This is a genomic window from Mycobacterium sp. AZCC_0083, from assembly GCF_014202335.1.
Taxonomy (GTDB): Bacteria; Actinomycetota; Actinomycetes; order Mycobacteriales; family Mycobacteriaceae; genus Mycobacterium.
In genome coordinates this window covers 396,586-412,118 of record NZ_JACHGP010000004.1, presented here as the reverse complement: position 1 = coordinate 412,118, position 15,533 = coordinate 396,586, and the positions used below count along the sequence as shown (strand labels likewise).

Genomic DNA, 15,533 nt, shown 5'->3' with positions numbered 1-15,533 from the left:
GCACGCGGAATGGTCGAGACGCCGACTCGCTCGCGTATCGAGGGGTGGACGACGGGGCACTTGAAGTCCGCTGCTTTGGGCTGGGAGCGCCAAGCCAACCTCACCGAACAGCTCTACACACAAGCCCAGCATGCGGTCGATCAAGCCCCGTGGACCGGCGCGGCGGCGGATCGAGCCAGCGCCAAACTATTCGAGAATCTCGTCAAGATCCGCGGCGCCCTCGACCTTCTCAAGAAGGCAGAGAAGATCGCCAACGCGGGGGCTGATGCGATCGATGCCGCGAAACGCGCCGCAGTCGCCGCCATACAGAACGCCGTCGAGCAGTTCTTCGCGGTCGCCGAAGACCTCACCGTCACCGACCGCATGCTCCCGATCTTCGGCGCGCCACTGGCGGTCGTGAGAATGCTTGCCGCCGCGCACTTTCAAGCTGACATCCGCGCCAAGGCGATGATGCTCGCCCAGACCGATGAGAAGGTCGCCACTGAACTCGACGCCGTCGCCCACACCCTTCAGGAGTTCGACATGGAGGGCGGCAAGGGCGGGGTGCCCGGCGCAGGACCATCGCCCGATCCGCGAATCGTCGGGGGCCCAACGCCATTGAGGCCGGATGGTACACAGGGCGACTTGAACGTCACGATTCCTGGCACTGGCATCGAGATCAGCGGCGACGGGCGCACCGACTATCCGACGCTCAACGGTCAGCGAAACCCTCTTGAAGTTCCCAAGGGCACGCGACCGCTACCGACGGGGACCATCGTCGGTCCCGACGGCAAGCAGTACGCGCTCTACAGCGAAGTTCCGTACGAGTTACCCGATGGTTCGAAGAACCCCGAGTACGCCACTCCCGACACCACCGTCGTCGACATGAACGATCCATCGAAGAGCATCGGCATCCTGCCCGGGATCTCTCAGGCCAGCGGCGTCTACGACCCGAAGACCAACCGCATGATCATCGTTGGAAACACCGGCCCGCATCCAGGGGACCGGACGAGAATGCTGTACATGTCCGACCCGATCGACCCTGCCAACCCCAATGCGTGGATGCAGACGCTCAAACCGCAGGGCGAGATCCAGGGCTTGCCCGGCGATCGCGAGAATCAACTCGTCGCGCTCAAGGGCGGCGGCTTCATGCTCGTCGGTTCGGACAACTTCAACCAGAACGTCCCTGGAGACCAGCCGATGGGCGCTATCACGGCCTCGACACCGGAGGGTCTCCTGACCGCCCAGGCGACACCGCTCTTCCCGCCAGGGCAAGGCTGGCCCGGGGGCGCAGCCCCCTACGGCCCGACGGCCATCGACACCGTGTACGACCCAGTGACCGGTCAGGAATCCGTTCAACTTCGGGTGAGCACCTGGGAGAAACCGCCGGGATGGGTTCCGACACAGGAGCAGCCGACGATGCCGTACAACCCCAAGACCTACCAAACCAACATCACCGTCCAACACTAACGAAGGGCACGAATTCCATTGAGCGGCAACCACTTGCGAATGGCCGCGTTGCAGGCACTCGCGACGACTGCATTCGTCGCCTCGGCTGGAGTCGTATCACTACCCTCGGCGGCTGCACAACCAATCGGTTTCCCCGACCTGACCCGGTTCACTGACGCCGACCCCGGGCACTACACCCGGCCCTTCTCGTATGCAGAGCGCTGGGCGAACGGGTATCTGTTCTTCACCACGCCCGACGGCATCAACTGCGCCATCGGTGGCTCGTCCTGGTGCACGGGCGAATTCCCAGGGCGTCCCGATAACCCGGGAGCTTGCGATTCGGTGCAGCGCGACGGGGACGCGGCAACGCAGCCTTTCGCATTCGGTTCCAACGACGGACAATGCGTACCCACTACGGACGCGCTGCTGGGCTCCGGACAGAAGCTAACCAACACTGCCTTCGGCACCACGTGCGTCGTCGGCGAGGGGCGGCTCATCGCGTGCATTCAGAACGATCACGGCTTCGTGTTGCAACCGTCCGGCAGCTGGGTCTTCTGATGCGTGTGGCGCAATTGCTGACCGTTCTGATGCTCGGGCCAACCGCCTGCTCCGCGGCACCGAAGACGGCGACTCCGCCCGCAAACTTCCCTGACCTGAGCTCCTTTACAGAGGAAACGTCAGCCAACTTCACCCAGAGCGGAACGGCTTTCACCGCCCCGAATGAAGTCAGCTGTGTACTCGATTTCGGGCCGCATGAAATCACGGTGTGCAACGGCAGCATTGCGGGCGTTCCCAGTTCTGTGCAGGGAAGCGGCTGCGTCTTGGTGCACAAGGCCGATCCAGCCACGAGCAACGCACCGTACGTGTTTCAGCACTCTGGCGCCGAGTGCGCATCGTCGAGGCGCCCTCACATCACTACCGGCAGAAAGTTGACCACGAAGAACAGCACATGCGCGATCGGTGACGCTGGATTGATCGCATGTATCGACACCGATAACAAGCACGGCTTCGTCCTGCAACCGTCCGGCAGTTGGGCCTTCTGATGCTCGCGGCGCAATGGCTGAGCGTTCGGGCGCCTTAAGCACACAAATGTTCTTGAGCAGCAGCCACTTAACGATGACCACATTGCGTGTACTCGCGGCGACTGCATTCGTAGCCTCGGCCGCAGCCGCGTCGCCCCCCATCGCCACGGCAGAGCCAGCCGGCTTCCCCGACCTCAACGCATTCACAGACGCACCCGCCAATCTCCACTTCTCACGTCCGGTGCGATGGGCTAGCGGATACACCTTCTTTCGTACACCCGACGGCCTCAACTGCATTATGGGCAGCGTCACGCGGTGCACTGGCTCATTGCCTGGTTTGCCGCCCAGTCAGTACGGCGCGCGCGCAACCGTGCTCCAGACCTACGAAGAAGAAACTCGCTCTTTACCTTTCAGATTCGAGGCCGCCAGTGAGGACTGCGGTCCAACAACCGACGACCCGCCCGGAGTCGGCCAGAAACTGACGTTCACCACCAACTACACGACCACGTGCGTCGTGGGCGAAGGGCGGCTCACCGCATGTATCCAGAACGATCACGGCTTCGTCCTGCAGCCATCCGGCAGCTGGGTCTTCTGATGCGTGCGGCGCAATGGCTGACCGTTCTATTGCTCGGACTCGCGGCCTGCTCGTCTCATCCGAAGACGGCGGCCCCACCCGCGAACTTCCCCGACCTCAGCGCGTTCACCCCCGTCGATCCCCAGGACTATCACGTCTCGGGCACATCGTTCGTGAGCCCAAATCAGATCGACTGTGTACTCGATTTCGGCCCGCACGCGGTAACTGTCTGCAGCGGCGTGATTCCCGGCATGCCTGCTTCGCAGGGTGGCTGCGCCTGGGCCCACAAGGCTGACCCGGCGGCCACTGATGCGCCGTACGTACTCGAGGACTCCGATGACGCATGCGCGACGTCGTTGGCCAGGCCCATACAGCCTGGCAAGAAACTGGTGACGAAGAACGGAACCTGCGCCGTCGGCGACGGCGGTCTGGTCGCATGCATCGACGCGGACAACAAGCACGGCTTCGTTCTGCAACCGTCGGGCAGTTGGGCCTTCTAAGTCAACCCCGAGCTTTGCCGAGATAGTCGGGTAGTCGACTACGCGTGATCGGATCAGTTCTGGCGATCACAGTTCAGGGCATGAGGATTCACCCTCAGCGGATGACCTGAAAGGACATGTCATGCCCAGCATCAGCCCACTCATCGTCCAGATCTTCGACGATCGTCACGGCAACCGTCGCCGCACCAAGCGTGACGAGGATGGATACCGCCTGCGTTTCGAGTCCAAGGGCCGTGTGTCGCGACGCCGTTCAAAGTGATTGCGCTCAGCCAAGGGTGGCGCGGTTGATGCCGTCCTCGGTCGACTTCACCGCGATGTGGGCGCCGATGGGGTCTCCGCCGGTCACCAACGCCACCAGGTCCTCGTCCTCGGAAAGGGCCATGAACCTACTGCCGTCGGCGTCGAGCCTGCCGATGATGACTCCAGTCGTCACGGGCCAGTCGTAGCGCACCGAATAGGTTTCGATCGTGGCCGGCCCGTCGGCGTTACGAGTGACCGCGACCTTCGGCAGCGCGGCGATGCCGTCTTGCAGTTCCTTGCTGCGGTCCGGCGTCCAGTCGGCGGGTTCCGTCGAGTACACCCCGACCGAATACTTGCTCATGACACCGCCGTTGGCTCCGACCAGACCGAACTTCCCTGGCCTCTCACGCATTTCAGCCACGGTCTCGGCAATCCCGTGCAGCGAGTAGCTGTTGCCGGGACCGCCGAAGTACGGCAGACCGCCGGTGAGCGTGAGCCCGCGCGGGTCATCGACCGCCAGATCGAACCCGTCGCACACGGCGAGCACCGGGAACGGGAAGCAGCTGTACAGGTCGAACGTCGCGACCTCGTCGATGCCGATGCCAGTAACCCGGAGCGATTCTGCCACAGCCTGTTTCGCGGAGTAGCTCACACTCGTGTCGACGCGGTCCAAGAGGTCCTGCTCGGTCTGATCGGCATGCCCCCGCAGATACACCCACTTCTCCTCGGGCACGCCGAGCCGACGGGCGGCCGTCACCGACATCACGACCGCGGCAGCTCCCTGATTGACGGTGTCGCGTGCGACCATCAGGCGGGGGTACGGGTCGCAGATCATCCGGTTGTCGTCGGTGACGGTTTCGATCTCCTCGACCGAACGCTCGACCGGAGATGACGAAAACGGGTTCTTGGCAGCGACTTTGGAGAACGGCGCGAAGAGCTCCGCCATCCGACGGCGATAGGCGCCCACACTCAAGCCCAAGCGGGCACGGCGCGCGTTGTCGAGCAGTCCGTACTGCACTGGCGCACCGGTCAGGCCGTGCTTGGCGGTGTACTCGCTCATGTACCGCTCGAAGCCGTAGCCACGGTCCTCGAGCTGGCCGCCGACGTTTTCGGTGAAGTCCGGCTTGTCGTCGCGGTCTGCGAAGTACTTCGCGGTGGAGCCCGGCTCGGAACCTAGGATCAACGCCACCTCGATATCGCCTGCCGCGATCGCGCCAGCGAACTCGGTGACGAGCTTCTGCGGGCCGTTGCCTCCGATCGGTTCGAGCACGGCGCGCACGGGATCGGCGCCGACGCGCTTCGCGACCGACCGCACGTAGTTGTCGGACGCCCCGAGCAGTGGCTTGTCGAACGGCGTGCAGATCTCGAACTGCCGCAACCCCGCGAACACCTCGATCGCCTGCGCCACGGCCGCCACGTCGGCGCCGGTATCAGCGAGCGCGGCCCGTACCGCCTCCGTTGCCAGATCCACCGATGACATGCCCCGATACCCGGGGTCGTCGATGCGTTCGGTGAACTGTCCGACGCCGACGATGACCGGGGTTCGGGGATCGACGGGCATTACAGACCTCCTGGCGAGTGTTAATTCGTCAGGCTAACCGAAAACTGGAACGTGTTCCTAATACTGCGACCGTAGTCACATCACTCCGCGCGAGCGCACGCGTTTGCAGGCATGACACGGCGTGTCGACCCACAGACACGCGCGCTCGCGGGAAGGGTTACAGGTTCTCGAGGAGCTCCCGCGCCAGAGCGGCAGTGGCGGACGGTGTCTTGCCGACCTTCACGCCAGCAGCCTCGAGTGCTTCCTTCTTGCCCTCGGCGGTACCCGCACCGTCGGACACGATGGCGCCGGCGTGGCCCATCGTCTTGCCCTCTGGCGCGGTGAAGCCCGCGACGTAGCCGACGACCGGCTTGGACACGTTGGCCTTGATGTAGGCGGCGGCCTTCTCCTCGGCGTCGCCGCCGATCTCGCCGATCATCACGATGATCTTGGTCTCGGGATCCTTCTCGAACGCCTCGATGGCGTCGATGTGGGTGGTGCCGATGACCGGGTCGCCGCCGATGCCGATGGCGGTCGAGAAGCCGAGATCCCGCAGCTCGTACATCATCTGGTAGGTCAGGGTGCCGGACTTCGACACCAGCCCGATCGGGCCCTTGCCGGTGATGTTGTTCGGGGTGATGCCGACCAACGACTCCCCTGGCGTGATGATGCCGGGACAGTTCGGCCCGATGATCCGGGTCTTCTCGCCCTTGTCGACGTTGTAGGCCCACGCATAAGCGCTGTCCTGCACCGGGATTCCCTCGGTGATGACGACCAGCAGCGGGATCTCGGCGTCGATGGCCTCGATGATGGCGTCCTTGGAGAAGGCGGGCGGCACGAAGGCGATCGACACGTCGGCGCCGGTCTCCTTGATGGCCTCTGCCACGCTCGCGAACACCGGCAATTTGATGTCCTTGCCATCTTTATCTACGTGCGTCACTTCAGTTCCGGCCTTGCGCGCGTTCACGCCGCCGACCACCTGCGTGCCCGCCTTCAGCATCAGCGCGGTGTGCTTGGTGCCCTCACCGCCGGTGATCCCCTGGACGATGACCTTGCTGTCCGCGTTAAGGAAAATTGACATGGGTCATGGTTCCTTTTCTACTTGTTGGCCAGCTCGGCGGCCTTGTCGGCCCCGGCGTCCATCGTGTCGGCCTGGATCACCAGGGGATGGTTGGCCTTCGCGAGAATCGCGCGGCCCTCTTCGACGTTGTTTCCGTCCAGGCGGACGACGAGCGGCTTGTTGGCATCGGCACCGAGCTTCTCCAGCGCGCCGACGATGCCGTTGGCCACCGCGTCGCATGCGGTGATGCCGCCGAACACGTTGACGAACACGCTCTTGACCTGGCTGTCGCCGAGGATGACGTCGAGCCCGTTGGCCATCACCTCGGCCGAGGCGCCGCCACCGATGTCGAGGAAGTTCGCCGGCTTGACGCCGCCGTGCTTCTCACCGGCGTAGGCGACGACGTCGAGCGTCGACATGACCAGGCCGGCGCCGTTGCCGATGATGCCGACGGCACCGTCGAGCTTGACGTAGTTGAGGTCGTTCTCCTTGGCCTTGAGCTCGAGCGGGTCCGTGGCGTCCTTGTCCTCGAACTCCTCGTGGCCGGGCTGACGGAAGTCGGCGTTGGTGTCGAGGGTGACCTTGCCGTCCAGCGCGAGGATCTGATCGTCGGGCGTGCGCACCAGCGGGTTGACCTCCACCAGGGTGGCGTCCTCACCGACGAACACGTCCCACAGCTTGGAGATGGTCACGGCCGCAGCGTCGAGCACCTCGGCGGGCAGGTGGCCCTGCTCGGCGATCGAACGGGCGGTCGCCAGGTCCACACCCTTGACGGCGTCGACGGGGACCTTGGCGAGGCGCTCAGGCTTGGTGGCCGCGACCTCTTCGATCTCCATGCCGCCCTCGACCGAGCACATGGCCAGGTAGGTGCGGTTGGAGCGGTCGAGCAGGAAGGAGATGTAGTACTCCTCGGCGATGTCACTCGCCTCGGCGACCAGCAGCTTCTTGACGATGTGGCCCTTGATGTCCAGGCCGAGGATGTTCTGTGCGTGCGTGAAGGCATCGTCGGGGGTGGCCGCGTACTTCACGCCGCCGGCCTTACCGCGTCCGCCAACCTTGACCTGCGCCTTCACCATGACGGGCCGGCCGATTTCCTCGGCGATGGCCTTGGCGTCCTCGGCCGTATCGGTGACGCGGCCGGGCGTGGTGGGCACGTTGTGCTTGGCGAACAGCTCCTTCGCCTGGTATTCGAATAGATCCATGCGCTTCCCGACTTCCGTGTCTGTCTGCGTTGACGATTGAGTTGATTTCGAGGTTGTCGCCTGAGAGGCTCGTGCCGAACTTTATCCACACGGGCGGAACACGTCGGCACCGCCTACCGCTCATGTGGTACATCTCACCGGCACTCCATGGTGATCCAGCTCACAATATCGACGGGAATCAGGACTCGGGTTGCCACCAACATTGGATTTTGGTTAACGTGCCTCTGGTCTAGATAACGTTACGGTCACGACGAGAAGGACACATTCGGTTGGCAGAGCACGGTTCGCCCAAGTCTCCGCAAGGGGTTTCGGCGAATCGCAATGACCCCCGAAGGTCCTTCCGAGACGACAACGCGATCACCGACATCATCCCGTTCAACGAGTTCGGCGACATTCCCGAACTGGTTGGTGAACTGGGCTTCTCCAACTGCTCCGCGTTCGACCGCGAGTCCCGCGTCATGCACGCCCCCGAGCTGGACGACCTTCACGACACCGACGATCTAGTCCCGCTGCGGCTCGTCGTTCCGACACGTTTTCAGCCCGCCGCCGACGCGAATCGGCCGTCGGCGCGTGCCTACCGCTCGAGCCACACCGACGTCAGCGAGGGCCTCGCCGCCACCGACGTGATCGACATGAGCAGCCGTCGTGGCGTACACCGCAAGCCCGACAACAGCGCCATGAAGGCCCGCCTGGTCGCCGCAGCGATGGCCGCAGGCGCAACCGCCGCAGCCGCCTACTCGGTGGTCAACAGCACCGACACCCCGCACGAAGCCACCATGCTGGCCGCGGGACAGTCCGCGTTCACCGACGGTGGCGCCATCACCGGCACGGCCGACGGCATGCAGATCGTCACGGTCGCCCCCGCGGCGGCGAGTGCCTCGGTGCACACCGAAGAGATCCAGAAGGCCGCGGCATTCGCCCAGGAACGCGCGGAGCGCGAGGCCAGGCTGGCCCGTCCGCTGTTCGTGATGCCGACCAAGGGCGTGTGGACGTCGGGCTTCGGTTACCGCTGGGGCGTTCTGCACGGCGGCATCGACATCGCCAACGCGATCGGCACCCCGATCGTGGCCGCCTCCGACGGCGTGGTGACCGACGCAGGCCCGACCGCCGGCTACGGCGCATGGGTCAAGCTGCGCCACTCCGACGGCACCGTCACGCTCTACGGCCACGTGAACACCTGGCTGGTCAGCGTCGGCCAGCGAGTGATGGCCGGCGATCAGATCGCTACCATCGGTAACCGGGGCAACTCGACCGGTCCGCACCTGCACTTCGAAGTTCTGCTGGGCGGCACCAATCGGATCGACCCCGTGCCGTGGCTGGCGCAGCGGGGGCTTGGCCCCGGCAAATACGTCGGCTGACCGGAGCGGAGCGATTCGGGGAAGGACACCTTGACCTTCGGATCACCCGAACAACCGCAGATTCGGCGTCAGGCCGACGACTCGGATCCGCAGACCAGCATCATCCGCCGCCATCCCACCGGATCCTTCCCGCGGCAGGCGGTGCCGTCCGCCGACGAGCCGCAGACCTGGGGGCACCTCCCGCTTGCGGGGGACTTCATCCCAGCCTCCGCGCCGCGCGACGATGACCCGCACACCACCTACATCCCGCGTCCGACGCCCGTCGCGATCGGATCCGGCAGGGGGCGGCCGAGCCCGGTGGCGGCGTCGATCACCGCGGCGGTCAGCATCATCAGCGGCTGGGCCACCGCAGTCATCGCGACGTCGTTGATCGCCGGCTGGTGGCGGACCGATGAATTATTCTGCGTGGCAATCGGTTTCCTCACCGCGGTGTCGGCGGGGGCGACGATCGCCGGTCTGATCGCGCTGCTACTGCACCGACGCCTCGGGCGGGTGCTGATCCTGGTCGGCTCGGCAGTGTCGTTGATGATCTTCGCCGGCCTGTTCGTCGCAGGTGCAGAGCTACCGCCGATCGTCTACGGCATCCCGGTACTGCCGATCGCCAGCGTGGTGCTGGCGTTCCTGCCCGCCACCGGGCGCTGGGCACGTTAGAGCTTCTGCACCGGCGCGTGGTTGTGCATCAGCTTGACCCGGCCTGCACTGCCGAAGTCGATGAGCGACATGGCCGACTCGCCGACGCCGGACACTTCCTCGACCCGGCCAAGCCCGTACTTGTCGTGGTTGACGCGATCGCCCGGCTCGAGCACGATGGGCGGGCGCTTGCTCGCCAGGCCCCGCGTCGGCGCCTGACGGGGTGTGCCGAACCGTCCCGCTCCGCTCACGGGTGCGCTGAACGACGGTGCGGCCTCGACGCGTCGCCAGTCGATGAGCTCTTGCGGAATCTCGCGCAGGAACCGGGATTCGGGGTTGAGCATCGGCTGGCCCCACGACGAACGGACCTTGGCGCGACTGAGGTAGAGCCGCTGGCGCGCCCTGGTGATGCCGACATAGGCCAGCCGCCGCTCCTCGGACAACTCGCCTGCGTCACCGAGCGCCCGCATGTGAGGAAACATGCCGTCCTCCCAGCCGGTGACGAAGACGACGGGGAACTCCAGACCCTTGGCGGTGTGCAGGGTCATCATGGTGACGACGCCCGCTCCGTGCTCGGGTAGTTCGTCGGCGTCGGCCACCAATGACACCCGCTCCAGGAACTGGGCGAGCACTCCGGTGTCGGGGATGTCCTCGTCCGGCACCTCGTCCGACTCTTCGCGCAGCGCAGCGGCATTGGCCATGTCGATGCTGAATTCGTGTGCGACGCTGACCAGTTCGTTGAGGTTGTCGAGGCGCGCTAGATCCTGTGGGTCGCTGGATGATTCGAGTTCACGACGGTATCCCGTGCGTTCGAGTACCGCCTCGACCAGCTCGCCCAGTTCCTCGTCCAGCTTCCCCCGCAGCTCGTCGAGGATCTCCACGAACGCGGCGATCGCCTTCTCCGAGCGGGTGTTCAGCATCGGAACCTTGCCCGCGGCGGCGGCCTGCAGGGCGTCGTTGAAGGTGGCGCCGGTGTTCTCGGCGTAGACCGCGACGCACGCCTCGGCCCGGTCGCCGATGCCGCGCCGCGGCGTGTTGAGGATGCGCCGCATGCTCACCGCGTCGCCGGGGTTGTCCAGCACCCGCAGGTAGGCGACGATGTCGCGGATCTCCCTGCGCTCGTAGAACCGAACTCCGCCAACGACTTTGTACGGGATGCCCGCGCGGATGAAGACCTCTTCGATGGCACGCGACGAATTGTTGGTGCGGTAGAACACCGCGACGTCTCCGTAGTTGTAACTGGAGGTGATTCCGCTTCCACCTTCGGCCAGCGCATCGATCTCTTGGGCGACGAAGCGGGCCTCGTCGTGCTCGTTGTCGGCGACGTAGCCGACGATGAGTTCGCCTTCACCGGCGTCGGTCCACAGGTGCTTCTCACGGCGACCGGCATTGCGCGAGATGACGGCGTTGGCCGCCGACAGGATGTTCTGCGTCGAACGGTAATTCTGTTCCAGCAGAATGGTCGTCGCGTTCGGGTAGTCGCGCTCGAAGTCCTCGATGTTGCGGATGGTGGCGCCGCGGAACGCATAGATGGACTGGTCGGCGTCACCCACCACACACAGTTCGCCGGGCGGCACGCCGTCGGCGCCCTCCTCGAGGTCGTGGCCCACCAACTCCCGCACCAGCATGTACTGCGCGTGGTTGGTGTCCTGATATTCGTCGACCAGGATGTGCCGGAAGCGCCGCCGGTAGTACTGGGCGATCTGCGGAAAGGCTTGCAGCACGGCCACGGTCTCGCCGATCAGGTCGTCGAAGTCCAACGCGTTGGCCGCGCGCAGCCGGCGCTGGTACTCCGCGAAGACCTCGGCGACGATGCGCGCCAGATCCTCCTCCGCCTCCGACGCCTCCGCCGCCGCCTGTTCCGGACCGATCAGCTCGTTCTTCAGGTTGGAGATGCCGTTGGACAGCAGCCGCGGCGAATACCGCTTGGTGTCCAGACCCATGTCCTTGCCGATCATCAGCAGCAGCCGCCGCGAGTCGTCGGCGTCATAGATCGAGAAGTTGGAGTTCAGGCCTGGCAGCAGCGAGGCCTGGTTGCGCAGGATCCGGACGCACGTCGAGTGGAACGTCGACACCCACATTGATTTGGCCCGGGGACCGACAAGGGCGACGACGCGCTCCCGCATCTCGGCGGCGGCCTTGTTGGTGAACGTGATGGCCAGCACCTGCCCGACCCCGACGTCGCGGGCGGCCAGCAGGTACGCGATGCGGCGGGTGAGCACAGCCGTCTTCCCGGACCCGGCGCCGGCGACGATGAGCAGCGGCGAACCCTCGTGCAGTACAGCCAGTCGCTGCTGAGGGTTGAGTCCGTCGAGGAGTTGGTCGGTTTCTGCGGCGATCGACATATCGTCCCTAACCTACCGCTGGCCAGCGACACTTTGCGCCGACGCGACCGTTGGTGGCACACTCATATGGTGCTCAATCAGCAGGGACGATTTTTTTACGGATACCCGCCTGCGGTATTCGTGGTCTAGCTGCTTCCAAGAGCCCCGCGGTCCGCTTCCGGATCCGGGGCTCGTCTCTTGTGTGAGGCCCGAAACCGGATGAGACCAGACCCCACACACAACGAGAATCAGGAGCCACCAATGTCTTCTCCAACATCACTGGACGCCGCCGAGATCGACATCGACGATCTGCGCCACGAGATCGATCGACTCGACGCCGAGATCCTTGCCGCAGTCAAGCGCCGCACCGAGGTCTCGCAGGCCATCGGCAAGGTGCGGATGGCCTCCGGCGGCACCCGCTTGGTGCATAGCCGCGAGATGAAGGTCATCGAGCGCTTCAGCACGCTCGGCCCCGAGGGCAAGAACCTGGCGATGCTGCTGCTTCGCATGGGCCGTGGCCGCCTCGGGCACTGAGCGACGCTTGCAGAAATCGTCGAAGTCAGTGCGATCGCCTGACACGACGAGGCCGTCGGTGGCGGGCCGGAATCGGTTCTTGCCAACGAATGAGCGTCGGGCGGCGGCGAATCCGTGCGAATCGTCGTACACGTCCCGAGCCATTTCGGCGAGCTCGAGAGACTCGTAGTAATCCAACGGCCGGTCGACCGGGATGCGGGAGTAGATGACACCCCGCCACGCCGCCGGATCGGTATGGCGGTCTGCCACGTCATCCAGCCATTCGCTGAACTCACCGGGATCGGCGGGGCCAACGAGGTCGACCAGCCCGACAGCCGCCGCGCGATCGGTGCTGATCGGAAGCTTCGCCGACAACAACGTCGCCGCCCCTTGGTGGCCCACCCGGTGCGGCAAGGTAAGTGTGTGCAGCTCTGAGCCGTGCAACCCGATGTCGTAGTACGGGTTGAGCATCACCCCGCTGCGCCCGACGATCACGTCGGCGCCGAGCCCGAGCATGACGCCGCCGGCTGCTGCCGGCCCGGCGAAGGCGGCGATGGTGATCTGGTCGTTGATCTCGATCAAGGCGCGGCACACCCCGTTGATGGCCTGGATGTTGCTCCACGCCGCGGTCGCCGGGTCGGGAGAGTCCTCGATCTCGCCGAGGTGGATGCCGTTGCAGAACACCCCGGGACCGGATCGCAGGACGAGTACCCGAGTGTCCTGCTGCGCCGCGTAACGCAACGCGGACTCCAATCGCCGGCACTGGTCGACCCCGGCGGCACCGTTGTAGAACGAGAAGGTCAGGTGCCCAACCGCACCCTCGCGTCGATACGAGATGTCCTGCGGGGCATCCTGCACGACGGCACATCCGCGACGGGCAGCACCGTGGTTGCGGGGAGTTTGATGCCACCGACCCGTCGGGCCTAACCAATCCACAGCGCTTCCGATCCGGTCGCGACCAGCACGTGCCCGCGGCAACGGCCGATGATCTCGCCAGGGGCGCCGACGCCAGTGCCAGGTCGCGCGTCGAACACACTGACCTCTTCACCGGCGGGCACCGTGTGGACACCGGGAAACCCGTCGGCCGCGTGGATCCGGCGCGCGATCGACTCCGAATCGGTTGCCCAGTCGAACCGCCGATCGGCTTGGCTGAGGCCGGGCCGTCTCGTCGTCCCCGGGACGGGATGCCCGGCGCCCCGCAAGGGGGTGGGCCGGAAGGCGGGATCGGCCGCCCTCTCCACGACGTCGAGCACACAGGCCACGGCGGGCCGGCATCGAATTCTTCAACCGCACCGAATGCGGTTACGCCCAGACCGGTTCCCGGTCCAGGATCGCGCGATCCAACGAGGACGGGCCCTGATCCCCGACCGGTCCCGGATGCAGGATCACGGTCGGCCAGTTCTGCCAAACCTTGGCTGGCACCCGCTCCTTGAGGTTTGGACACAGCACCAGATCGGGTTCTGCGGCAAACGCGGCGGCGACGACGCTCGCCGGGCCTGGCGTGCACCGAGACTGCCACGTGATGTCCACGCACACGCAGCTCATCCCACACGCGCTGCGAGAGCCCGTTGAACGCCGACACCACGAGGAGTTCCCGCACGGCTACCTCCGCTGGTCCATGAGCACAGCTTGCCCCAAACGCGACGCCAGGACTGCTAGTTGGTCAGGGCGATGTACTTGGTGTCGAGGTACTCCTCGATGCCCTCCGAGCCACCTTCGCGCCCGAAGCCCGACTGCTTGACGCCGCCGAACGGCGCCGCGGGGTCGGAGATCACGCCGCGGTTGACGCCGACCATGCCGGCCTCGATCGCCTCGGCGACCCGCAGCGCACGGTCGAGGCCCTGCGTGTAGATGTAGGCGGCCAGACCGTATTCGGTGTCGTTGGCCGCGGCGATGCCCTCTTCCTCGGTGTTGAAGCCGATGACGGGTGCGACCGGTCCGAACACCTCCTCCTTGAGGATCCGCGCATCCGCGGGCACGCCGGCCAACACCGTCGCCGGGTAGAAGTGGCCGGGCCCGCCAGGTGCGACGCCGCCGACGGCCACGGTGGCGCCCTTGGACACCGCATCGGACACCAGATCCTCGACGGTGCCGACCTGCTTGGCGTTGACCAGCGGGCCCAGCGTCGACGACGAGTCGAGCCCGTTGCCGAGGGTGAACTCGCTCATCCGCTTCACCAGCTTCTCGGTGAACTCCTCGCGGACCGCATTGGCGACGTGGAAGCGGTTCGACGCCGTACAGGCCTCGCCACCGTTGCGCATCTTCGCCAGTAGCGCGCCCTCGACGGCGGCGTCGACGTCGGCGTCGTCGAACACGATGAACGGCGCGTTGCCACCCAACTCGAGCGACAACCGGAGCAGCTGATCGGAGCTCTGCTTGGCAAGGGCCTTGCCCACCCCGGTCGACCCGGTGAACGTCAGCTTGCGCAGGCGACCGTCGTCGATGAGGGCCGTGGTCAGATCGCCGGGCTTCGACGTCGGCAGGATCGACAGCACGCCCTTGGGCAGGCCTGCCTCGTCCATCAGCTTGGCCAGCAGCAGCATGGTCAGTGGCGTTTCCTGGGCGGGCTTGATGATCATCGTGCAGCCCGCCGCCATCGCAGGACCGATCTTGCGGGTGCCCATCGCCAGTGGGAAGTTCCACGGCGTGATGGCCAGGCACGGGCCGACGGCGGACTTGGTGACGATGATGCGACCGGTGCCCGCAGGAGCCTTGGTATAGCGACCGCCGATGCGGACGGCTTCCTCGGAGAACCACCTGAAGAACTCGGCGCCGTACTTCACCTCGCCCATGCTCTCGGCGAGGACCTTGCCCATCTCGAGGGTCATCAACGTGGCGAACTCGTCGGCGCGGGCGGTGATGGCTTCGAACACCGAGCGCAGGATCTCACCGCGCTCACGGGCCGGCGTCGCGGCCCAGTCACCCTGGACGGCGGCGGCCGCGTCGAGGGCGGCGATGCCGTCCGCAGGGGTGGCGTCGGCGATCGCGATCAAGACCTCGTCGGTCGCAGGGTTGAGCACGTCGAATGTCGACGACGAGGTGCGCTCTTCACCACCGATCCACAGGCCGGTGGGTACGGATGCCAGGAGCTTGTCGATATCCATACGTCCATCATTTACACCCTCGAAAGCGTCGCCGCACT

Annotated in this window: 16 protein-coding genes and 1 pseudogene; 9 read left to right on the top strand and 8 right to left on the bottom strand. The window is 65.6% G+C overall.

Annotated features, from left to right (window positions below):
• Positions 1-9 precede the first annotated feature (9 nt).
• The 6 genes from HNP02_RS12360 (at position 10) to HNP02_RS12335 (ending at position 3,783) form a co-directional block, all read left to right on the top strand.
• Positions 10-1,449, top strand: a complete 1,440-nt coding sequence (locus tag HNP02_RS12360) for a hypothetical protein (protein WP_184438612.1) — start codon at positions 10-12, stop codon at positions 1,447-1,449.
• A gap of 39 nt (positions 1,450-1,488) precedes the next feature.
• A complete protein-coding gene (locus HNP02_RS12355) occupies positions 1,489-1,986 on the top strand; it encodes a hypothetical protein (protein WP_184438610.1) in 498 nt (165 codons plus the stop codon).
• Positions 1,987-1,991: 5 nt separating this feature from the next.
• The gene (locus HNP02_RS12350; protein ID WP_184438608.1) at positions 1,992-2,471 is read left to right on the top strand and encodes a hypothetical protein; all 480 of its coding nucleotides are present in this window, start codon (positions 1,992-1,994) and stop codon (positions 2,469-2,471) included.
• A gap of 73 nt (positions 2,472-2,544) precedes the next feature.
• A complete protein-coding gene (locus HNP02_RS12345; RefSeq protein WP_184438606.1) occupies positions 2,545-3,045 on the top strand; it encodes a hypothetical protein in 501 nt (166 codons plus the stop codon).
• Positions 3,045-3,524 (top strand): hypothetical protein, encoded by a 480-nt coding sequence (locus tag HNP02_RS12340; RefSeq protein ID WP_184438604.1) that lies wholly within the window; start codon positions 3,045-3,047, stop codon positions 3,522-3,524. The genes HNP02_RS12345 and HNP02_RS12340 overlap by 1 nt, the downstream gene beginning before the upstream one ends.
• Before the next feature lie 121 nt (positions 3,525-3,645).
• Positions 3,646-3,783 (top strand): hypothetical protein, encoded by a 138-nt coding sequence (locus HNP02_RS12335; RefSeq protein ID WP_184438602.1) that lies wholly within the window; start codon positions 3,646-3,648, stop codon positions 3,781-3,783.
• Between the two features lie 6 nt (positions 3,784-3,789).
• Here the strand turns inward: HNP02_RS12335 and HNP02_RS12330 are convergent, their stop codons facing one another.
• The 3 genes from HNP02_RS12330 to sucC form a co-directional block, all read right to left on the bottom strand.
• Positions 3,790-5,325: an acetyl-CoA acetyltransferase gene (locus HNP02_RS12330; RefSeq protein WP_184438600.1), complete on the bottom strand. Its 1,536-nt coding sequence runs from the start codon at positions 5,323-5,325 to the stop codon at positions 3,790-3,792.
• Positions 5,326-5,482: 157 nt separating this feature from the next.
• Positions 5,483-6,385, bottom strand: a complete 903-nt coding sequence (sucD, locus tag HNP02_RS12325) for a succinate--CoA ligase subunit alpha (protein ID WP_184438598.1) — start codon at positions 6,383-6,385, stop codon at positions 5,483-5,485.
• Between the two features lie 17 nt (positions 6,386-6,402).
• Entirely contained in the window at positions 6,403-7,566 is a 1,164-nt protein-coding gene (gene sucC / locus HNP02_RS12320) for an ADP-forming succinate--CoA ligase subunit beta (RefSeq protein ID WP_184438596.1), read from the bottom strand.
• Between the two features lie 269 nt (positions 7,567-7,835).
• Here sucC and HNP02_RS12315 point away from each other — a divergent pair, with 269 nt between their 5' ends.
• Both HNP02_RS12315 and HNP02_RS12310 read left to right on the top strand, forming a co-directional pair.
• Entirely contained in the window at positions 7,836-8,924 is a 1,089-nt protein-coding gene (locus HNP02_RS12315) for a M23 family metallopeptidase (protein ID WP_184438594.1), read from the top strand.
• Positions 8,925-8,954: 30 nt separating this feature from the next.
• Positions 8,955-9,575, top strand: coding sequence for a hypothetical protein (locus tag HNP02_RS12310; RefSeq protein ID WP_221317479.1), 621 nt, complete (start codon positions 8,955-8,957; stop codon positions 9,573-9,575).
• On the opposite strand, the gene pcrA is transcribed toward HNP02_RS12310, so the two are convergent.
• Positions 9,572-11,899, bottom strand: a complete 2,328-nt coding sequence (pcrA, locus tag HNP02_RS12305; RefSeq protein ID WP_184438592.1) for a DNA helicase PcrA — start codon at positions 11,897-11,899, stop codon at positions 9,572-9,574. The two genes, HNP02_RS12310 and pcrA, sit on opposite strands and share 4 nt — an antisense overlap.
• A 198-nt stretch (positions 11,900-12,097) precedes the next feature.
• Here pcrA and HNP02_RS12300 point away from each other — a divergent pair, with 198 nt between their 5' ends.
• The gene (locus HNP02_RS12300; protein ID WP_184438590.1) at positions 12,098-12,412 is read left to right on the top strand and encodes a chorismate mutase; all 315 of its coding nucleotides are present in this window, start codon (positions 12,098-12,100) and stop codon (positions 12,410-12,412) included.
• 291 nt (positions 12,413-12,703) lie between these two features.
• Here HNP02_RS12300 and HNP02_RS42640 read toward each other — a convergent pair.
• From HNP02_RS42640 to HNP02_RS12290, 4 genes and pseudogenes are all read right to left on the bottom strand, one after another.
• A pseudogene (locus tag HNP02_RS42640) lies at positions 12,704-13,249 on the bottom strand (enoyl-CoA hydratase/isomerase family protein); the annotation flags it as partial.
• Between the two features lie 65 nt (positions 13,250-13,314).
• Positions 13,315-13,644, bottom strand: a complete 330-nt coding sequence (locus HNP02_RS42240) for a hypothetical protein (RefSeq protein WP_221317478.1) — start codon at positions 13,642-13,644, stop codon at positions 13,315-13,317.
• Between the two features lie 49 nt (positions 13,645-13,693).
• Positions 13,694-13,921, bottom strand: coding sequence for a hypothetical protein (locus HNP02_RS42235; protein WP_221317477.1), 228 nt, complete (start codon positions 13,919-13,921; stop codon positions 13,694-13,696).
• A gap of 125 nt (positions 13,922-14,046) precedes the next feature.
• The gene (locus tag HNP02_RS12290) at positions 14,047-15,495 is read right to left on the bottom strand and encodes an NAD-dependent succinate-semialdehyde dehydrogenase (RefSeq protein ID WP_184438588.1); all 1,449 of its coding nucleotides are present in this window, start codon (positions 15,493-15,495) and stop codon (positions 14,047-14,049) included.
• Positions 15,496-15,533: the final 38 nt, after the last annotated feature.